This is a genomic window from Chromohalobacter nigrandesensis (assembly GCF_023061285.1).
Lineage (GTDB): Bacteria > Pseudomonadota > Gammaproteobacteria > Pseudomonadales > Halomonadaceae > Chromohalobacter > Chromohalobacter nigrandesensis.
In genome coordinates, this window is record NZ_JAKGAM010000014.1 from 53,892 (window position 1) to 74,781 (window position 20,890).

At 61.9% G+C, this 20,890-nt stretch carries 17 protein-coding genes; 12 read left to right on the forward strand and 5 right to left on the reverse strand.

The annotated features are described in order from the left end of the window. Nucleotides 1-3: 3 nt before the first annotated feature. Nucleotides 4-450 (forward strand): transcriptional regulator SlyA, encoded by a 447-nt coding sequence (gene slyA, locus L1073_RS14665; RefSeq protein ID WP_246900430.1) that lies wholly within the window; start codon nucleotides 4-6, stop codon nucleotides 448-450. 81 nt (nucleotides 451-531) lie between these two features. Here the strand turns inward: slyA and L1073_RS14670 are convergent, their stop codons facing one another. Beyond that, a complete protein-coding gene (locus L1073_RS14670; RefSeq protein ID WP_246900431.1) occupies nucleotides 532-1,068 on the reverse strand; it encodes a preprotein translocase subunit YajC in 537 nt (178 codons plus the stop codon). Nucleotides 1,069-1,129: 61 nt separating this feature from the next. Between L1073_RS14670 and L1073_RS14675 the strand changes: the two genes are divergently transcribed. Further along, on the forward strand, nucleotides 1,130-1,585 hold the full coding sequence (locus L1073_RS14675; RefSeq protein ID WP_246900433.1) for a universal stress protein: 456 nt from the start codon (nucleotides 1,130-1,132) through the stop codon (nucleotides 1,583-1,585). Nucleotides 1,586-1,635: 50 nt separating this feature from the next. On the opposite strand, the gene L1073_RS14680 is transcribed toward L1073_RS14675, so the two are convergent. After that, nucleotides 1,636-3,585, reverse strand: coding sequence for an ATP-binding cassette domain-containing protein (locus tag L1073_RS14680; RefSeq protein WP_246900435.1), 1,950 nt, complete (start codon nucleotides 3,583-3,585; stop codon nucleotides 1,636-1,638). A 120-nt stretch (nucleotides 3,586-3,705) separates the two neighbouring features. Here L1073_RS14680 and L1073_RS14685 point away from each other — a divergent pair, with 120 nt between their 5' ends. Further along, on the forward strand, nucleotides 3,706-4,554 hold the full coding sequence (locus tag L1073_RS14685) for a TatD family hydrolase (RefSeq protein WP_246900436.1): 849 nt from the start codon (nucleotides 3,706-3,708) through the stop codon (nucleotides 4,552-4,554). A gap of 1 nt (nucleotide 4,555) precedes the next feature. Next, on the forward strand, nucleotides 4,556-5,032 hold the full coding sequence (locus L1073_RS14690; RefSeq protein ID WP_246900438.1) for a hypothetical protein: 477 nt from the start codon (nucleotides 4,556-4,558) through the stop codon (nucleotides 5,030-5,032). A gap of 26 nt (nucleotides 5,033-5,058) precedes the next feature. Here the strand turns inward: L1073_RS14690 and L1073_RS14695 are convergent, their stop codons facing one another. Further along, nucleotides 5,059-5,604, reverse strand: coding sequence for an elongation factor P hydroxylase (locus tag L1073_RS14695; protein WP_246900440.1), 546 nt, complete (start codon nucleotides 5,602-5,604; stop codon nucleotides 5,059-5,061). Nucleotides 5,605-5,794: 190 nt separating this feature from the next. Between L1073_RS14695 and L1073_RS14700 the strand changes: the two genes are divergently transcribed. The 8 genes from L1073_RS14700 to L1073_RS14735 all read left to right on the forward strand — a co-directional run bounded on the left by L1073_RS14700 (nucleotide 5,795) and on the right by L1073_RS14735 (nucleotide 19,386). Then, nucleotides 5,795-7,210 (forward strand): MATE family efflux transporter, encoded by a 1,416-nt coding sequence (locus L1073_RS14700; protein WP_246900456.1) that lies wholly within the window; start codon nucleotides 5,795-5,797, stop codon nucleotides 7,208-7,210. Between the two features lie 152 nt (nucleotides 7,211-7,362). Beyond that, nucleotides 7,363-8,397 (forward strand): efflux RND transporter periplasmic adaptor subunit, encoded by a 1,035-nt coding sequence (locus L1073_RS14705; RefSeq protein WP_246900441.1) that lies wholly within the window; start codon nucleotides 7,363-7,365, stop codon nucleotides 8,395-8,397. A 9-nt stretch (nucleotides 8,398-8,406) separates the two neighbouring features. After that, nucleotides 8,407-11,550 carry an efflux RND transporter permease subunit gene (locus tag L1073_RS14710; protein ID WP_246900443.1) on the forward strand — a complete coding sequence of 1,048 codons (3,144 nt, stop codon included), beginning with the start codon at nucleotides 8,407-8,409 and terminating at the stop codon, nucleotides 11,548-11,550. Between the two features lie 200 nt (nucleotides 11,551-11,750). Next, entirely contained in the window at nucleotides 11,751-13,664 is a 1,914-nt protein-coding gene (locus L1073_RS14715; protein WP_246900444.1) for a sensor histidine kinase, read from the forward strand. Next, nucleotides 13,657-15,042, forward strand: a complete 1,386-nt coding sequence (locus tag L1073_RS14720) for a sigma-54-dependent transcriptional regulator (RefSeq protein ID WP_246900445.1) — start codon at nucleotides 13,657-13,659, stop codon at nucleotides 15,040-15,042. Before L1073_RS14715 ends, L1073_RS14720 begins: the two co-directional genes overlap by 8 nt. 233 nt (nucleotides 15,043-15,275) lie before the next feature. Beyond that, nucleotides 15,276-16,253, forward strand: a complete 978-nt coding sequence (locus tag L1073_RS14725; protein WP_246900447.1) for a TAXI family TRAP transporter solute-binding subunit — start codon at nucleotides 15,276-15,278, stop codon at nucleotides 16,251-16,253. An 86-nt stretch (nucleotides 16,254-16,339) separates the two neighbouring features. Beyond that, complete coding sequence (locus L1073_RS14730) at nucleotides 16,340-18,517, forward strand: TRAP transporter permease (protein WP_246900448.1); 2,178 nt, start codon at nucleotides 16,340-16,342, stop codon at nucleotides 18,515-18,517. A 167-nt stretch (nucleotides 18,518-18,684) separates the two neighbouring features. Then, entirely contained in the window at nucleotides 18,685-19,386 is a 702-nt protein-coding gene (locus L1073_RS14735) for a hypothetical protein (RefSeq protein ID WP_246900450.1), read from the forward strand. 12 nt (nucleotides 19,387-19,398) lie between these two features. Here the strand turns inward: L1073_RS14735 and tusA are convergent, their stop codons facing one another. Both tusA and rlmM read right to left on the reverse strand, forming a co-directional pair. Then, the gene (tusA, locus tag L1073_RS14740) at nucleotides 19,399-19,650 is read right to left on the reverse strand and encodes a sulfurtransferase TusA (protein ID WP_246900451.1); all 252 of its coding nucleotides are present in this window, start codon (nucleotides 19,648-19,650) and stop codon (nucleotides 19,399-19,401) included. Between the two features lie 57 nt (nucleotides 19,651-19,707). Next, nucleotides 19,708-20,781 (reverse strand): 23S rRNA (cytidine(2498)-2'-O)-methyltransferase RlmM, encoded by a 1,074-nt coding sequence (gene rlmM, locus L1073_RS14745; RefSeq protein ID WP_246900453.1) that lies wholly within the window; start codon nucleotides 20,779-20,781, stop codon nucleotides 19,708-19,710. Between the last annotated feature and the right edge of the window lie 109 nt (nucleotides 20,782-20,890).

Below are 20,890 nucleotides of genomic sequence, written 5' to 3' on the forward strand. Positions count from 1 at the left end.
CCCATGCATCAGGATATCGGACTCAAACTGTCACGCGTACCACGCCTGTGGCGCGCCATCCTCGACGAACGCCTGGCTCCCCTGGAGCTGACGCAGACGCGTTGGGTAACGCTCTACCACCTGTCGAAAATGGGTGATGGTCAGCCGCAATGCGATCTGGCTCGCTCGATCGGCGTGGAAGCTCCGTCCTTGGTCAGGACGCTCGACCAACTAACCGAGCAAGGGCTCATCGAGCGCCGCCCGAGTGACGAGGATCGCCGCACCAAGCGCGTCTATCTCACCGACAAGGCGACGCCACTGCTCAAGAAAATCGAGACAGTCGTCGAACAGGCGCGTGTCGAAATGATCGAAGGGCTGAGCGATGCAGACGTCGATCAGTTGGACGCCATTCTGACGCGCATTGAGCAGAACGGACAACAGCTACTGTCACGCTCGCCGTGCGAGGAATGAGCGAGCGCTGTGTATCGCCATGAGCACCGCGTGAGCCATCACGCGGTGCTCATGTGCGACGCTGCTCATTTGCAACGATGCTTATTTACGATGGCGGCCACTTCCACCCAACTGGTCGACGAGAGCGACCAATGCACGCTGTGATGGCTCGAACGCCGCAGCCTCGGGGGATTCCTCCCACCACAGCGTCAAACCTTGCGGTCCCGACGCCACCACCAGCGCGTCTTCGGGCAAGGTGAGCAGCACCTCTTTCAAGCGGCGGTCATTGTCAGCGCTCAACGGCGGCAGTGGCGCCTGACGCCAACGCCATCCTGCCACGGCTTCTTGCAACCGATCGCTGGCATGGCCATCGCGCACCAGCGTGAAGTCACTCCCCGGCGCGGCTTGCGGATAACGCCAACGATACCCCACCAGACCCTCCACCGCCTGCAACGGCGGTTTGTCGACCCGTATTGCCGCGCCCGACTCGCGCGCCGCCATTCGCAACGCATCGCGGCGTTTCTCATGAAGCCCGGGCCTGAGCCACAAGGCTGGCGAGAGCACGAGAAACACCGCCAACCCCAAGAATAGAAAGATCTCCAAGCCTGCCTCCCATGGGCGCTGATTGATCTGAAGCATTGTCTCGTCGATTCGGCGAGCCTAAAGTGGAAGCGTTCATCGACAAGGTGGGAGATGCCCCATGAGTAACGAATACACGCACGTCTTAGTCGCCGTCGATCTGACCAAGGATTCCTATAAGGTCCTCGAGCGTGCGATTCCCATCGCCGAACGTAACCATGCCAAGCTGTCGATCATGCATACGCTCGAGCCACTGGGGTTCGCCTATGGTGGCGATATTCCCATGGACTTGACCAGCATCCAGGACCAGCTCGACGATCATGCCAAGCAGCGGCTCGCGGAAATCGCCGATCCCCATGGGGTATCACCGGAAAATCAACACGTTCTGGTCGGCATGCCGGATACCGAGATCCACCGTTTCTCCGCAGAGCACGATGTCGACCTGATCGTCGTAGGCTCGCACGGGCGCCACGGGTTTGCCTTGCTGCTCGGCTCGACGTCCACCGGCGTTTTGCATGGCGCACGCTGCGACGTGCTGGCGGTGCGCGTCGGTCAGGATGGCGACGTCGAGGAGTAACCTTTCCCTCGACGGGGCATGGCGGTTAGCGCCCTGCCCCGTCGTCGTCCTTATTCGCCTTCGGTCATCGCTTCCAGTTCCATCCAGCGCGACATCGCCGCATCCAGCTCGGCTTGTTTCGCCTCCAGCGCGTCCAAGCGCTGGGTGACGGTATCGTTGTCCTGCTGGTAGAACTCAGGAGCGCCCACTTCCGCCTCGAAGTCGGCGATTTCGGCTTCCAGCGTCTCGATGGTCGCCGGCAACTGATCCAGCTCGCGCTGTAATTTGTAGGAAAGCTTGACCCGCTTGGACGTCGCCGATGCCGCAGAACCCTTGGTCTTGGCGGTGTCAGGGCTGGCGGGCGCGGGCGTCGCAGGCTCGGCCTCACGGGCCGGCAGCACGTTCGCCGTAGTGCCGAACTCGCCCGGTGCCGGAGGCAACTTGCCGCCCTGACGCACCCAGTCGCTATACCCGCCGACATACTCCTGAACGCGCCCCTCGCCCTCGAAGGCCAGCACGCTCGTCACCACGTTGTCCATGAAGGCACGGTCGTGCGAGACCAACAGCAGGGTGCCGTCGAAATCCAGCAGCAACTCCTCGAGCAGCTCGAGGGTCTCGACGTCCAGATCGTTGGTCGGTTCGTCGAGCACCAGAACGTTGGCCGGCTGGGTGAACAGCTTGGCCAGCAGCAAGCGGTTGGATTCCCCGCCCGAGAGCGCCTTGACCGGCTGGCGCACGCGATCCGGCGAGAACAGGAAGTCTTGCAGGTAGCTCATGACATGCCTGTCCTTGCCTCCCACTTCCACGCGGTCGCTGCCCTGGGCCACGTTGTCGTAGACCGTCTTCTCGAGTTCGAGCCCGGCGCGCAGCTGATCGAAGTAGGCCACGCTGAGGTTGGTCCCCATCCGGACCTTCCCTTCGGTAGGCTCGAGCTCTCCCAGCAGGATCTTCAGCAACGTGGTCTTGCCGGCGCCGTTACGGCCGATGAAGCCGATACGGTCACCGCGCTGAATTTCCAGCGACAGGTCGCGCACCACCCAGTCGTCGCCGAAACGCTGGCTGACATCGGAGAGTTCGACGACGCGTTTACCGGTACGCTCACCGCTGTCGACGCTGAGCTGCGCACGGCCCACGCGCTCACGGCGCTCGGCACGCTCACCACGCATCTTCTCGAGCGCGCGCACGCGGCCTTCGTTGCGCGTGCGGCGTGCCTTGATGCCCTGGCGGATCCAGGCTTCTTCCCTGGCGAGCTTCTTGTCGAATTCGGCGCGCTCGCGCGCTTCGACCTCGAGCTCGTGCTGCTTTTGCTCCTGGTACGTCGTGTAGTTACCGGAATAACGCCCCAGCAAGCCCCGGTCGAGCTCGAGGATATTGGTCGCCAGCCGCGACAGGAAAGCCCTGTCGTGGGTGATGAACAGCACCGAGCCATTGAAGGCGAGCAACTGTTCTTCCAGCCAGCCGATGGTATCCAGATCGAGATGGTTGGTGGGCTCGTCGAGCAATAGCACATCGGGATCGGCCACCAGGGCACGCGCCAGTGCCACACGCCGCCGCCAGCCCCCGGAGAGGCTTGCCATCTCGGTGTCTTCCGGCAGCCCCAGACGCGAAAGAATGGTGTCGATGCGTTGATGAAACGACCAGCCATCCACCGATTCGAGCTGGGTCTGCAAGCGTGACAACTCATCCATGTCGGGCGCATCGCTCATCACCAGATGGTGATAAGCGCTCAGCAAGGCGCCCGCCTCGGGAAGGCCCTGGGCGACCACATCGAAAATGGTGTTACCGCTGGCATCCGGCAGTTCCTGTGCCAGCACGCCCACCTTCAATCCCGGCGCACGCCAGATGTGCCCTCCATCGGGCAACGTCTCACCGGAAATCAACTTGAGCAGCGTCGATTTGCCCGTGCCATTGCGCCCTACCAGCGCCAGGCGCTCCCCTTTTTCCAGCGTCAGCTCGGCGTTATCCAGTAGAACCTGGGTGCCGTAAGCCAATTGCAACTGTTCCAGACGTAACAGCGTCACGCGTCACCACCTCGTTGACAGACATTCGTAGTAAAGACACTAGTGTAACGCATGGTCGCCTCCTAGGTCCGGGGGTAGAATGGTGGGTTTTCGCGACTCATTGGGCTGGAGTGATATCCCGTGACACAAGACGACGCCAACCCACTACCTGACGCGCTGCGCCTGACGTCGCCCGCGCCCCTGGTCGACATCGGCGCGAACCTGACGCACGAAAGCTTCGCCAAGGATCTCGACGCCGTGCTCGAGCGTGCTCACGCGGCCCAGGTGGCGACCTTGATTCTCACCGGCACCGACATGGCGCACAGTGAGCAGGCCGTCGCTCTGGCGCATCGCCATGACGGCCTCTACGCCACCGCAGGGCTGCACCCGCATATGGCCAGCCACTGGGATTCCTCGATGGAAACCGCCATGCGCGCGCTGCACAACGATCCCAAGGTCGTGGCCGTGGGCGAATGCGGGCTGGATTTCAATCGCAACTTTTCCACCCGCGCCGAGCAGGAGCGCGCCTTGGAAGCCCAGCTCGGCCTGGCGGCCGATAGCGACCTGCCGCTGTTTCTGCATGAGCGCGACGCCGGCCCGCGGATGCGCGAGATCCTGCATCACTGGCGCGACGAGATCGGCGCTGTCGTGATTCATTGCTTTACCGCCGATCGCGAGACCCTGCATGGCTACCTGGATCTCGATGTGCATATCGGCCTGACGGGCTGGCTATGCGATGAGCGCCGCGGCCATCACCTGCGCGAGATCGTCGGCGACATTCCCGCCGAGCGCTTGATGGTCGAAACCGACTGCCCGTACTTGTTGCCGCGCAATCTGCCGGCCAAGCTCAAGGGACGCCGCCACGAACCGGCGCTGCTGCCGTGGATCGTCCGCGAGATCGCCCACTGGCGAGGTGAAAGCGAGACGACGCTGGCCGCCGCGACGACGGCCACGGCACGCCGATTCTTCCAACTCGACGAGGAGCAATGACATGGACTTTCCCGGTTTCATTACCATCGAAACCGGCGACGAGGACGCGCTTCCCGTCGCCATCGCCTGGGCCCTGCCCGATGGTCAGGTCAAGCATAGCCTGATCCAGCCGGACGACGACTGGCTCGACGAGGACCTCCTCAAGCTTGGCGATTACAGCCTGGACGAACTGCGCAGCCTGGGCCTCAGCCCCCTGGACGTATTGCGCGAGCTGGAAGGCGATCACTTCAACGTTACGCTCTATACGGCAGGCATTGGCGATGACGAGGCCGCGCTGTCACGCCTGTTCGACGACTTCGCGGTGACGCCTTTCGTTGAACTGGCGCCGGCGGAAACGCTCTACCCCGACCTCGATCCCGGCGAGTGGGCACGCGCCCGAGGCGAACTGTTCGGCGATTTAGGACTCGAGCCCATGCGCGCCGACCACGAAGTGCAAGTCATGCTGTATCTGCACCAGCGCCTGCGCGGCGAAGAATAACGCCGGTGGCGATAACGGTAACAACGCTACCGATTAAGGCACGCCCGACCCTCGGCGATTGCTCCCTCGCGCGAAAGCCCGCGACGGTAGAAGGCATGCAATGCCTCGCGAAACGCCGCCGCTCGGAGAGGTAGGCCGGTCTCGCGATAACGCGCCGCGCGGGCGGCGACGCGCTCAGCGAAGGCGTGCCGATCGACCTCGATGCCGCCCAGGTTATCGACACTGACGTTAAACCGCAGATCGCAAGCCTCGCTGAATAGCGATTCAAGCGCCTGCGGGGCGATCTCGACGCTTTCGAACTCGCGTTGCCGTGCCTCGTCGCGGCCGTCCGGCGCGTACCAGTAGCCATAGTCCTCGAGCTGACGGCGGCGTTCCCCGGCGATGCACCAATGGCTGACTTCATGCAGCGCACTGGCGAAGAAACCATGCGCGAAGATGATTCGATGCAGGGCGTGCTCACCATCGGCGGGACAGTAAAGCGGCTCGTCGTCACCACTGACCAGACAGGTTCCATATGGCGCGGCAAAGATGCCGTCGAACACGGCAATGACATCGTCGATACGGTGAATCACGCGGCCTCCTTCGAAAGCGGAGGCATATTATAGGCACTCTGCCAGACGATGAAAGGCATTCTCGGGCCGCTCGATGCAAGGCATCTCCGACGCACCCTTGCTAGAATGCCGCTTTTGCCTATCCGGGAGGATCGGTTTGATCGCGCCACAGGCCTTGTTCGCCCACAGCCTTCGTGAATCGCGCCTGTTGATGCGCCTGACGTTGCCGATCTGCGGCGCGCAATTGGCGCAGTCGGGCATGAGCGCGGTCGACATCATCATGGCGGGACGCGCCAGCGCGACCGACCTGGCCGCCGTCTCGGTCGGTTCCAGCCTGTGGTTACCGTTGATGCTCTTCATGACCGGCGCCCTGATGGGGCTCACGCCCATCGTGGCACAGCTATTGGGGGGCCAGCGCCAGGCGGCGATTCGTCCTTACGTCCACCAGGCGCTGTGGATAGCCTTGTTGCTGGGTGTCCTGTCGGCGTTACTGCTGTGGTTCGGCGTGCGCCCGGTTTTCCGGCTCATGGGGGTCCCAAGCCACGTGGCCGAGCTGTCCGCCGGGTATCTGGCTGCCGTGGCGTTCGGCATGCCGGGTATCGGGCTTTATCAAGCCTTGCGCGCCTTCTCCGATGGCATGAATCATACTCGCCCCGCCTTGTGGATCAGCCTCCTGGGGCTGGGCTTCAACATTCCTTGCAACTATGCGTTGATCTACGGTGGCCCGGGTATCGTCTCACTATTGGGCGATCTCACCCCGGACTGGGTCGCCGCATTGCCCGCCCTGGGCGCCGTGGGCTGCGGTATCGCCACGGCGATCTCCATGTGGGTGATGTGTCTGGCGATGATGGTCTATACGCGGCGAGCGCGCGCCTACGGCAGCGTCACCCTATGGCACTCGCCGGAGCCGCCTCGTCGACGCGATATCCTCGAATTGTTGCATGTCGGCGTGCCCATCGGCGTGGCGATCTTCGTCGAGGTCACGCTATTCACCCTGATCGCCCTGTTCGTCGCACGCCTGGGGGAAGTCGTCGTCGCCGCCCACCAGATTGCGCTCAACTACACCTCGATCCTGTTCATGCTGCCGTTGTCGCTGAGCATGGCGCTGACGGTGCGAGTCGGTCATACCCTGGGGACAGGACAGCCGCAAGAAGCGCGTTTCGTAGCCTGGAACGGCATCGCCGTGTCCCTGCTCGTGGCACTGCTGAATGATGCGCTCCTGTGGGCCACGGCCAGGCCGATCCTGTCGCTTTACACCTCCAATGACGAGGTCCACGCACTGGCCATGTCGCTGGTGACCTTGGCGATGCTCTATCAGATTTCCGACTCGCTGCAGGCCAATCTCGCCGGCGCGCTACGCGGCTACAAGGATACCCGCGTCATCATGCTGATCACGCTGTTGTCTTACTGGCTGATCGGGCTAGCAGGCGGCCATTGGCTCGGGCGCGGCTGGGAGGGCCATTTCGCGCCCTTCGGCATCCACGGCTATTGGCTGGGGCTGTGCGCCGGGCTGACGGTGGCTGCTCTATTGCTGGGCTGGCGCTTGCATCACCGTGCTCGGCGTAGCCTCTTGCGTGCCCTGGACGCACCGGCCGAAGCCGGGACCGCGACTGCTGCAAAAGACTAAGCGCTGCAGGGCGCCTTCAAGTACAGATAACGTTGATCTCACCAACGCCAGCGGACCGTTCCATTATGGCATGCTGGGGTGTTTATTGAGCTGAATGGTGAGCTATCTTGCGACGATTCCGATCTATCGGCCGTACGTTCAAGGCATGCGCAGTGGCACTGACTTTGCTGGTGATCACAGCGGGCGCCGCTTCCGCTCAGGAAACGCGGGTGGAAACCCAGCGCGTCGAGGCAACCCCGCGTATAGAGATGCTTCGCTTGAACGGCAGTGTGAGTGCCCCACGTACGTCGCAGATCTCCAGCGCCGAGTCGGGCCTGGTAAGTACGCTGAACGTCGACCTGGGTTCACGCGTCCGTCAGGGTGAACGCTTATTGACCCTGGATAGTCGAGAAGCTGAGCTTGAGCGCCAACGAACCCAAGCCAATATCGATCAGGCCCGCGCCGAACGCGACGACGCCAGACGATTGCTTAACGAAGCCAACCAGTTGGCAGAGCAGGAGCACATCGCGGCCAGCGAGCAACGCCAACGGCAAAATGCCTTGGCAGCGGCTGAAGCGGCCCTGGCAGCTCAACGAGCCGAACAGGCGCTTTGGGAGCTACGCGTGTCGCGCCACGAGGTGACCGCTCCGTTTGATGCGCTGATTACCCAGCGCGACACCCAACTCGGCGAATGGGTCACCCCCGGCGATACCTTGATGACGCTGATCGATATCGACGCATTAACGATTGATTTCTCAGTGCCCTTCTCTGCCTACGCGCAAATGGATGACGCGACCCTCGAGGTACGCCAGAAGGGCGATGACCAGTGGTATACCGCCCAACCCCAGGCGCAGGTTCCCCAAGACACCAGTAGCCGTCAATTCCTGCTGCGCGCCGATCCCAGCGAGGCGCGCACCCTGTTGCCGGGCATGGCCGTTGAGGGACGCCTACGAATTGAGGGAGAAACCGGCCCCAGCGTTCCCCGTGATGCGTTGATCCGCCGCCCGGATGGCAGCGTCAGCGTCTGGCTTGCCCGCCAGCAGGACGACGAGTGGCGCGCCGTTGAGCAACGCGTCGAGATCGGCAGCGGCTTCGAGGGCAATGTTGCTGTCCATGAAGGAGTCGAGGTCGGCGAGCGGGTGATCGTGGTGGGTAATGAACGCCTCGAACAGGATCAGACACTGACCCTGAACGACGACAAGGAGTAACGCCCACGCATGTTTGCCGCCATTATTCGCCACGGCATTTTGGTCAGCGTGGTCACGCTGATTCTTTTGATTGTGGGCATTGCCGCCATCTGGCGGATTCCTGTACAGATGATTCCCGACCTGGAAACCCGGGTGATTGGCGTCGAGACCCAGTGGGCCGGCGCCAACCCGCAGGACATCGAAAAAGATATCCTCATCGAGCAGGAGGAATATCTACGTAACGTACCCAACCTGCAGCGCATGGAGTCCACCGCCAGCAGTGGCAGCGCGGAAGTCGAGCTGGAGTTTCCCTTCGGCGTCGACCTCACCGAAACCCTGATCCGGGTCAATAACGCCCTCAGCCAGGTGCCTTCCTACCCCAGCAACGTCGACCAGCCGCGCATTGTCGCCAACTCGTTTTCGGCCAACGCGTTCATGTATTTCAACGTCGGTCCGAGCGAGGGCAACCCTCGCCAGCTCGATATGCCGGCGATGCGCGATTATCTGGAAGATAACGTGCGCCCACGCATGGAAAGCGTCACCGGAGTGTCGGAAGTCAGCGTCTCCGGCGGTGCCGAACGGCAGATGCAGCTGTTGCTCGACCCGGACGCCCTCGCCGCCCGCGATCTGAGCATCAGCGATATTCAAAGCGCATTGGAAGATCGCAACCAGGACGTGTCGGGTGGCAACCTGGAAAGCGGCAAGCGTCGTTATTTACTGCGCACCGTGGGGCGTTTTGAAGATGTGCAAAGTCTTGAAGCACTGATCCTCCGGCGCCAGGGTGACGAGGTCGTGCGCCTCGGCGATGTCGCCAAGGTGCAGCAGTCCTATGCCGAGCTCACGTCGCGGTCGTATAACGCCGCTGGTGAGCCGGTGCTCAGCGTTCAGGTCCGCCGCGAACCGGGGGCCAACGTCATCGACATCAAACGTGCGATGACCGAAGAAGTCGAGGCACTGAACGACGGCCTGCTCGCCGAACAAGGCATGCAGATGACCCTGTCGAATGACGACGTGCGCTATGTGGAATCCTCGATTGCCAATGTCTGGGTCAACCTCGGGCTCGGGGCGCTATTCGCCACGCTGGTGATGTATGCCTTTTTACGTTCAGCGCGCGCCACCTTTGCCGGTGTCATCGGCATCCCCATCTGTACGATTGCCGCTTTTCTGGGCCTGCTACTGGCCGGGCGCACCCTGAACGTGATTTCTCTGGCCGGGGTCGCCTTTGCCATCGGCATGACCATCGACAACACCATTGTGGTGCTCGAAAGCATCGAAACCCAGCGCCGCCGTGGGCTGGCACGCTTCCAGGCGGCACTTGAGGGCGTCAAGCAAGTGTGGTCGGCGGTGCTGGCCTCGACGCTGACGACGATTCTAGTGTTTGTGCCGATTTTCTTTATCGAACAGGAGGCCGGGCAACTCTACTCCGATATCGCCGTGGCGATCTCCACCTCGATACTGATCTCGATGATCGTCGCGATTACGGTTATCCCCACCCTCGGCGCGCATATCGATTTTCGTGGGCGCGACAACGGCAACGCAAAGCGGCCACGCTGGATGAGCGCCTGCCTATGGGTGGTCGACGGCATGATCCAAAGTACCGGGCGACGCCTGGCTGCCATCGTACTCGGCGTTGTCGGCGGCGTGGCGATCTTTGTCTGGCTGACACCGCCCGCGGAGTACTTGCCCGAGGGTGAAGAACCCAAGACCTTTGCGAGGATGAATGCCCCTGCCAGCTACAATCTCGCCACCATGGACGAGATCGCGCAAACCTTGCAGCGTGAACTCGAACCCCACGTAGGTGCCGACCCGGCAGCCTTTGAGCGCGGCGACACCGATGTTCCGCCGATCCGCACCATGGGGATTGAGGCTGAAGCCCAGAGCTTGCGCATTATTGCCGAGACCATCGATCCCAATCATATCGAAGCGCTGATGGACGCGCTTACCGAGCGCTACGAGGCTTACCCGGACATGCGTGCCTTTGCCTCTCGCGGCTCGATCATTTCCAGCAACGACGGCGGCACACGCAGCATCACGCTGGATATTGCCGGCAATGATCTGGAAACGCTTTACGCCACGGCCAACCGCATCTACGAGCGTGCGGAAGCGACCTTCGACAACCCGCGCATTCAGTCGCGCCCTTCTGCCCTCGACCTTGGCCAGCCGCTGATCGAAGTCTACCCCGACTGGGCGCGCGCCGCTGAGCTGGGCTTCGACACCGATGCCCTGGGTACCGCCATTGCGGTATTGACCAACGGCGCGTATCTGGATGATTTCTATCTCGACGATGAAAAAATCGACCTCTACGGTTATGGCCCGAATGCGGGCGATATCGAGCTCGACCAATTGGCCAGCCTGCCGCTTCACACCCCGGCCGGATTCAACGTGCCGCTCAATGACGTGGCCGATATCGAAGAAACCGTGGGCACCGCCACCATCCGCCGAGTCGACGGTCGACGCAGCGTGACCCTGGACGTGATTCCACCGCGCAGCGTGGCGCTCGAAGCGGGCATTGAACGAATGCAGCGCGAGGTGATCGAGCCAATGCGCGACTCAGGGGAACTACCCGGCGATATTGATGTGACGGTGACAGGCGCGGGGGATCAACTGGACGCTACTCGCCAGGCGCTAACCGGCAATGGCTTGATCGCGCTGGCGATTGTATATCTGTTGCTGGTAGCGATTTTCAGCCACTGGGGCTACCCGCTGCTGATTCTGGCGACCATTCCTCTCGGCGCGGCCGGTGGCATCGTCGGGCTGTGGCTGATGAATACCGTCGGCGCAGTCCTGCCACGCTTTGGCCTGAACGCCATCAACCAGCCGTTCGACATGATCACCATGCTGGGCTTCTTGATACTGATGGGCACCGTGGTCAACAACCCGATCCTGGTGGTTCACCAGGCCCGCGAAAACCTCCGCGAAAGGTCAATGAGCGTACGCGATGCGGTCTTCAATGCAGTGGAAAGCCGTTTGCGACCCATTGCGATGACCACGCTCACCACCCTGTGCGGGCTCTCGCCGTTGGTGTTTTTACCCGGCGAAGGCACCGAACTTTACCGCGGCGTCGGTGCCATTGTGCTGTTCGGGCTGCTGGGTACGGCCATCGTCACCGTGACCTTCCTGCCCGCGCTGACCGTGGCGGTGCTCAACTGGCGGACGAAGCGTCAATCGAGTTAAAAAATTGCCGCTTGAGGGCTTCGCCGAGTGGTGGATGAGGTAAACATGAAACCGGCGGCCACTGGCTCGGATGCGGCCAGGGCTGCGACTAAAGACTAAGCGCTGTCGCTTAACTTTAAGCAAGTCGCCGCTCATCATGGGAACGTGGCCATGTGGCCCCACGATACGCCACGTCATTCGCCACGAGTCAGCACGTTCCCATGCCCTTTCTGCGCCGTTTTTCAGTCCCGCTACGCCCGCGCACACTCTTGCTGCTGGGCGTCATCGTCGGCTTGATCCTCTGCATGTGGCAAACGTCGCGCCTGGCACGCGAGCAGGCGCTTCAAGCGCTACGTCAAGATGCCGAGAACGAGCTGCGTCTGTCGGCCGCGAGTCTCGTCGGCCACTTATCGCGGCACGACTATCTCCCCGAACTGCTGGCCTCGCGCGAAATGGTCAAGCGCTTCCTGAACGCTCCCGACGCTCAAGACCCGATGCCGTTGAACCGCATGCTGGACCGCTTTCGAGCCACGGCCAATGTGTCGGACATCTACTTGCTCGATCAGGCAGGCAACACCCTCGTGGCGAGCAACTGGCATCGTCCCGATACGTTCATCGGCCAGAATTACCGCTTTCGTCCTTACTACCAGGAAGCCATGGCCGGCAAGAATGGCAGCTTCTTTGGCCTGGGCACCCAGTCCCAGGATCGTGGTTACTATTTCTCGGCGCCGGTGTGGCTCGACGAGACCGCCGTCGATGCACGTCCCGATGGCGTCATGGTGCTCAAGGTCTTGCTCGATACGGTGGAAACCGGATGGGCCGAACAGGATGCCGAGCTGCTGGTCACCGATCATGACGGCGTCATCTTCATGGCCAGCCATCCCGAACTGCGCTTGACGACCCTGGCGCCGCTGACGACCGCCCAGCGCCAGGCCGTAACCGCCTCCCGACGTTACGGAAACGCCGCGCTACCGTACTCGGGACTGCACGAACATCATCGCCGAGATACACGTACGCGCCTCGTGGGGTTCGACTCGGGCCCGCTCGCCGGCCAACGCTACCTGAGTCTGACCCAACCCATGGCCAATTTCGACTGGCATATTCATATCCTCAAACCCCTGACACCGGTGCGTCAGGCACAGTGGCTGGCCGCCGTACTGGCCGGCGGGCTCTATGGACTCATCGCGCTGGGGCTCGGTATCGGCTGGCAGCGTCTGCGCCTGCGTCGCGAGCGGGAGCGTTTCGCCGAACGCGAACGCCAGACCCTCGCCCAGGCGCGCGACGAGCTCGAACGCCACGTGGAAAGCCGAACCCGTGACCTGGTCGCTACCAACCGCCAGCTCTCGGCGGAAATCGAGGAGCGTCGGCGTGCCGAGGACAGCCTGCGCGACACCCGTGACGAGCTGGTGCAAGCTGCCAAGCTCGCCGTTCTGGGGCAATTGGCGGCCGGCATCAACCACGAACTCAACCAGCCACTGGCGGCGATTCGCGCCTATACCGAGAACGCGCGCGCCTTCATCGCACGCCAGCGTATCGAGACCGCCGACGCCAATCTGGTACAAGTCCTTGAGCTCATCGACCGCATGGCCGATATCAGCGCCCAACTGCGTCAATTCTCGCGCAAGAGCGGCGACAATCTCACGGCGGTGGCCGTCACACCTTGCTTCGAATACGCGCTACGCCTGTTCCAGTCACGCATTCAGGAAAGCCAGACCACGGTCAGGCAACATTGGCCCTCGCTGGAAGCCTGGGTACGCGCCGACCCGGTGCGTCTCGAGCAAGTGCTGGTGAATCTCATCGGCAATGCCCTGCAGGCGATGAGCGAAACTCACGCGCCATGCCTGACGCTCGCCATCGTCCCCGAGGCCACCTGCGTCCATCTGGATGTCATCGATAACGGTCCAGGGATTGCCGAGGCGGATTTGACACGCATTTTCGAACCGTTCTATACCACCAAGTCCATGGGTAGCGGGCTGGGGCTGGGGCTTTCGATCTCGCGTCGCATCATCGAAGATCTCGGTGGCCGCCTCGACGCCGACAACCACTCGGATGGCGGCGCCCATTTCCGTGTCACACTGCCGCGTATCGCGGACCCTGACGATCCCGCGCGCGCCGAGGAAAGTGCTCATGCATGAAACGTCCGCCATTCCCGTCATGCTCGTCGACGACGAAGCCCACCTGCGCATCACCGCCAGCCAGACCCTGGAACTGGCAGGCTATGCGCCGGAGGTGCATGAAAGTGCGGAGTCCGCGCTCGCGGCATTGAGCACTGACTTTCCCGGCGTATTGGTCAGCGACATCCGCATGCCGGGCATGGATGGCATGGCCTTGTTGCGCGAGGTCCGCCATCGCGACCCCGACTTGCCGGTGGTGTTGATCACCGGCCACGGCGATATTTCCACCGCCGTGGAGGCCATGCGCGACGGCGCCTGGGACTTTCTGGAGAAGCCCTTCGCCGGGGAGCGCCTGGTGGAAGTCGTCCGGCGCGGTATCGAGAAGCGTCGACTGAGCCTGGAGAATCGTCACCTCAAGGCCGAACTCGAGGCGCAGCAATCGGTTCCCGGGCCACGCCTGGTGGGACGCGCCCCCGCCATTCAGCAACTCGCCTCGATGGTACAGCGCATCAGCCAGGTCGAAACCGATGTATTGCTCCATGGCGAGACGGGGACGGGCAAGGATCTAGTCGCGCGCGCGATTCATGAGCGTAGTTCGCGCGGCGGCAAGCCCTTTGTCGCCATCAATTGCGGGGCCGTGCCGGAAAGCACCATCGAATCCGAGTTGTTCGGGCATGAAAAAGGCGCCTTCACCGGCGCCGTGGAACGCCGCGTGGGCAAATTCGAGCATGCCAACGGTGGCACGGTATTTCTCGATGAGATCGAATCGATGCCGTTATCACTGCAGGTCAAACTGCTGCGTGTGCTTCAGGAGCGTGCCGTGGAACGGCTTGGGTCGAATGACCTGGTGACACTCGATATACGTGTGATCGCCGCGACCAAAACGGACCTCAAGCTCGCCGCCGAGGCGGGGCGATTTCGCGAGGATCTGTACTACCGGCTCAATGTCGTGACCTTGCCGATTCCTTCGCTGCGCGAGCGCCGCGAGGATATTCCCTTGCTCTTTCAGCACTTCGTTGCCGTTGCCGCCAGCCGCAGCGGGCTGGAAGCGCCGCCGCTGGACAGTCAGGGAATTGCCGCTCTGCTGGCCCACGATTGGCCGGGCAATGTCCGCGAGTTGCGCAATGTCGCCGAGCGCTACGTGTTGCTGGGGGCAACCTGTGATTATAGCCTCGAGACGCTACTTCAAGGCGCGCATAAAGATAACGGCGACCTACCGCTTGCTCAACAGGTCGAAGTCTTCGAAAAGAGCGTGATCAACCAGGCGCTGGTGCGCTCCCAGGGATGCGTCAGCGATATATGCGACCGCCTGGGAGTGCCTCGCAAGACGCTTTACGACAAGCTGAAGAAACACGGCTTGAAGGCCGAGGATTATCGCCACATCGTCGAGACGGAGTAGTTGTGCGGAAATCCGCACAGGGTTTCAATCACCTTGTGCGAACTTCCAGCCATGACAGGCTGATCCCCCTTCCACCTTCGTCGCACATAAAGATCGTAACCATATGAAAATAAAATATTAATCAAAAAGTGGAATGGCAGTTGCCCCTGATAATACGTATTTAACGAGCTTGATACCCCCCATAGCTCGGCAATGGATACGCATAATCACAATCGATATCGGGAGAATTCGCCATGTCTATCAAGACACACGCCTTGACCGCCACCCTCGCAGGGGCCATGTGCCTCGCCACTGCGGCACAAGCCGACCGTGAGGATTGGCCGGAGAACTTTACCGTGGGCACCGCCAGCCAGGGCGGCACGTACTTCGTATATGGCTCCGGCTGGGCCAACATGATCGCCGACGAACTGGGTCTTTCAGGCGGTGGCGAAGTCACCGGCGGCCCCAACCAGAACCTGGCCTTGGTACACACAGGTGAAGTAGCGCTCGGCCTGACCACCATGGGGCCAGCGGCCGATGCCGTGGCCGGCAAGAGTTCATTGGCGCCGGGTGTGAAAATGGACAATGTCTGTGCGCTGTTCCCCATGTACGAGACACCGTTTTCCATCACCACGCTTGCCGACAGCGGCATCGAGTCGATCTCGGATATCCCCGACGGAGCCAGCATCGGTTTCGGCCCGGCGGCGTCCACGTCGGACACCTACTTCCCGCCCATGCTCGAGACCTTGGGTGTCGAGTTCGACCGTCGTAACGGCGGCTGGAATGACCTGGGCGGCCAATTGCAGGACGGTCTGATCGACGTCATCGCCTTCGCCGCCGGCATTCCGATTCCCGCCGTCAGCCAGCTCGAGGTCCAAACCGACGTCAATATCATCGAGTTCACCGAGGAGGAGCAGGCCAAGGTGATGGAGGAATTCCCGGTCTCCGCATTCTCGATTCCCGCCGATACCTACCAGACCCTCGAGGATGATGCTCGCGCGGTCTCCATGTGGAACTTCACCATCGCCGGCTGCGATCTTCCCGAGGACTTCGTCTACGAGATCACCAAGCTGAGCATGGAAAACAACGACAAGATGCTCGATATCCACCGCAGCGCCAAATTCAGCGTTCCCGAGAATCTCGAGTACAACACCGTACTGCCCTTCCATCCCGGTGCCGTGCGTTGGTACGAGGAAAATGGCTACGAAATTCCCGAAGAACTGAAGCGCTAAGTCGCTCTTTTACCTGAACGCCGCCCCGCATCGCTACGCTGCGGGGCGGCATGCATACCCTCCTATCCACACCCAAGGGTGTTTTTATGTCTCAACGTGCCCAATCCCATGACGAGGGAGTCGACGACGTCGTCCAGTCCGTCAATGCCGACGGTGTCGACGAGGTTGCCGTCGAGTCCAATCGACGCCTCTACGGCGGATGGCAATGGTGGCTGTTCGGCGCCCTGGCCATCGCCTATTCACTCTTTCATCTGGTCTCGCTCAACATCTATCCCCTCGAGACGTGGTCGTTTCGCATTCTACATATCGCCGGGGCCCTGATACTGGGGTACGGCTTCTACGCCGGGACACAATTCGCCGAAACCCCGCAAGCGCGCTCGAGTGCCTGGATGCGCTGGTTGAGCTATGCCATGTTGCTCCCGGCGCTCTACGCCTTGGTTCGGGTGGCGATGATGTATCAAACGATGAACGACGGCGCCATGCGCATCGCCCCGGAGATCGAGGCCTGGCACTTCGGCTATCCGTTGCTGCTGGCTACCGTGGCGGGCATCGTGCTGTCATGGAGCTATCGCCAGGTCCGTGACGGGCTGTCGCCGGCGGATGCCGTGTTGATGGTCTGCTCGCTGGCCGTGGCCGGCTACCTGCTGGTGATGTTCAACAGTCAGCTACGCGCCTCCACCGGTACGCCCTTCGCCCCCATGGGAATTCCCTACGCGGCCATTGCCGGTTCGCTGATGATTCTCGAGCTGACGCGCCGCGTCGCCGGTCTGGCGCTGGTAATCATCTCCACTATCTTTCTGGCCTATGTCTTTATCGGTCCTCATCTGCCGGGCTTCCTCGGCTATCCAGGTCTCTCGGTGGGCCGCTTCTTCAGTCAGGTCTACACCGATGCCGGGATTCTCGGGCCGACTACCGCCGTTTCCTCGACCTACATCATCTTGTTCATCATCTTCGCGGCGTTTCTGCAGGCCTCCAAGGTCGGTGACTATTTCGTCAACTTCGCCTTCGCCGCCGCCGGGCGTGCCCGTGGCGGACCCGCCAAGGTCTCGATCTTCGCCTCGGGCCTGATGGGCATGATCAACGGCACCTCCGCCGGCAACGTGGTTTCCACCGGTTCGCTGACCATCCCGTTGATGAAGAAGGTCGGCTATCCGCCACGCAGCGCCGGCGCCATCGAGGCGGCCGCCTCTACCGGCGGACAGATCATGCCGCCGATCATGGGTGCCGGGGCGTTCATCATGGCCGAGGTCACCGGAATTCCTTACACCGAGATTGCCATTGCCGCCCTTATTCCGGCCATCCTGTATTTCGCCTCGGTCTATTTCATGGTCGATTTCGAGGCCGCTCGCAAAGGCATGCGCGGCATGCGCAAGGACGAGATCCCGCAGTTCTCGAAACTCGTCAAGCAAGTCTATCTGTTCGCGCCGATCATCATTCTGATCGTCGCGCTGTTCATGGGTTACTCGGTGATTCGTGCGGGCACGCTGGCAACGGCCTCCGCCGCCGTGGTGAGCTGGATCTCGCCGAACAAGATGGGAGTACGCGCCATCCTCAGGGCACTGCAACTGGCCGGGACGATGTCGATTCAGATCATCGCCGTGTGCGCCTGTGCCGGGTTGATTGTCGGCGTGATCGCGCTGACCGGCGTCGGGGCACGCTTCTCATCGTTGCTGCTCGGCCTGGCCGGGGTCAGCCAACTGCTGGCGCTGATCTTCGCCATGTGCATCAGCATCTTATTGGGCATGGGGATGCCGACCACCGCCGCTTACGCCGTCGCGGCCTCCGTGGTGGCGCCCGGCTTGATCGACATCGGCATTCAGCCGTTGGTGGCACACTTCTTCGTGTTCTATTTCGCCGTCGTCTCGGCCATCACGCCGCCGGTGGCGTTGGCATCCTACGCGGCGGCGGGGATCTCGGGCGACAATGCCATGGGCACCTCCGTGGCCTCATTCAAGATCGGCCTGGCGGCCTTCATCGTGCCATTCATGTTCTTCTACAGCCCGGCCATGCTGATGGAGGGCTCGTGGCTGCAGATTCTGCGTGTCGGCGTCACCGCAACGCTCGGTATCGTGCTGCTGTCGGCCACTGTGCAGGCGTGGTTCTTCGGGCCAGTCAAGGCCTGGCAACGCCTCGTGATGCTGATAGGCGCGCTGTGCATGATTTATGGTGGCATCTACACCGATATCATCGGCCTGATGATCGGCGTGGGACTTTATGCCATGCAACGAACTCGTAATGGCACGACGGCTGCCACACCGCGTTAACGTCCTGGGTTCGCACTACTCCAAACGCCCCCGTTCGGTTCGACCGTGCGGGGGCGTGACGTATGGTAACCGAAAAAAACACTACGCCAGTGCTTAACTTTCCATGTTGGCCTGTGCTAATAGTGAAGCGAGGTCTTGGCCTATTACTGCTGCGCAAGGAGGTTGCCATGGGTAACGTTTCGTCCCCACGCACCGCCCGGGTCATTGACCTGGATACCATGAGGCAGCGACGTCAGGCACAGCGTCGCCTTCTACGCCTGGCGCCTGAGCTGGATGGCCTCGAGATGCTGTATCACCTGGCGTCGGACCCGGACACGCTGTACGGCATGCCGCTATTGGCTTGGGGGCTCCGCGAAAGCGGCGAGGTGGTTGGCCTGGTACCCTGGATGGAGACTCTGACCGTCTGCCAGGAGCTGGATAGTCCCGATCATGGGCACTTTTTCGGCTATCGCGATCCCGAAACGGAAGAGATTTTCCACGCGCCGCCCGAGCATAAAGTCTATGAACTGGAACATGCCGCCGCGTATTTCGATTATGAAGAGACGTCGGCACCGACCTTGATACAGCAGTTGCCCGATACCCAGGGCACGCATGCGCTGTGCCTCGCCAGCGACGGTGAGAGCTGGCAACTCAAGCAGGTATTTGGCTGGCGCTTGTATAACGACGGCAACGTGGAATCGCTACTCGTCGACGAGAAGCGTGTCGAGCAGACGCCGGTCGTGGCTGGCGATGCCTGTCTCTACGCCGGCCATAGCCGCCATGCGACGGTGTATTACTTCCAGCGTCATATCGCCAATCAGATCAAGCAGCAGGACCCCACTACAATGGAGGCCCTCGCCGTGATGACAACGCCTTCATCATCGCCTTGACGAAGAGAAGCGTCAGGCTAGGCGAATGACGTAACGGTAATAGTCATCCTGCTGATGCTGCGACACGAGTTCATGGCCCAGGAAGGTACAGAACTTAGGGACGTCGCGTGTCGTGGCGGGGTCCGTGGCGATGACCTCCAGAAGTTGGCCAACCTGCATGTCCCGTACCCGATTGTGCATCATCATGATCGGTTCGGGACAATACAGACCGGACGTATCCAGCACGGCATCCGGCGTGGGTAGGGACGTATCGGGATCGGACATAAATGACATAACCTCGTGTTCGCTCAAGCTCGATGATGCGCTATCGCCGTGACGACCTCAATCCTGCAGGACCACATGCACGGTCACTTCCTCGCGGTCATGGTAAAGATGCCGAGCACGTATCTGTGCCCGCACGCCGGCTCGATGCAGGCTCTCCTCCAGGCGTGTCAGGCAACGTGCGACTTCTTCCCAGCGCTTCTTCATGGGCAGCTTCAGGTTGAAGATCGCTTCACGACACCAGCGCTTGATCAACCAGCGTTCCACCATGTCGATGACACGCATGGGCTTGTCGACGATGTCGCACACCAGCCAATCGAGGCGCATCGGGGGTTCCCAGACAAAAGCATCCTCGCGCAAGTGCTCGACTTGGCCCGTGGCCATCAGCGTCGCGTCCATGGGGCCATTGTCGATGGCATAGACATACATGCCTTGGCGCACGAGCTGATAGGTCCATCCCCCGGGGGCGGCGCCGAGATCGGCGGCCTGCATGGCATCGTTGAGTCGCGTCGGCCAGGCGTCACGCGGCACGAAAACATGCCAGGCTTCTTCGAGCTTGAGGGTCGAGCGACTCGGAGCCTCGCGCGGAAACTTCAGGCGCCATATGCCGTCGAGATGCTCGGCACGGTTACCGGGGAAACTTATCGCCAACTGGACGCGATCCCCCGCCGTCCAGTATAGATGCAAGCGTCGCCCGCCGGCCTTGCGACGCAGCGCACCGCGCTTCTTGAGCGTGCTTTCCAGCGGCTTGCGCAACGCCTTCATCAAACCGGCCAGCGCCTTTTCTTCGTTGGTGTCTGGCGTCTCCTGCCAAACCTCTTCGAACGACCAGCCGCTGGCGACGACCAGCTCGACGATCGCCGTCAGCCGGTCGTCGCGCGGCAAGCCCTCCAGGGGTGGAAAAGCCACCAGCGATTGCCGCGCAAACACCAAGGCCTCGAGCGGTAGGCTACGATGCACGTCATTGGCGGGCGTGGCGGGATCGAGCACGAAGCGCACATGGCCGCTGCCCGCCGCCGCGATAGGATACCCCACCTGCCCCACATGGGCGGCCTTTTCCGAGAGTTCAGCGCTCAGGTCCTTCTCGAAACCGGGGCGGCAATAGAGTAGCCACTCGTGCGGACAGACGGGCATGTTCGACTCCAGAATCGGCGGGCCGGCAGTCTAACCAGCGGACAGTACGCGAGGCAAGCCATCATGCCCCGCGCCCTGTTCGTCACTGGCCGTGCCTCGCATCACCGCG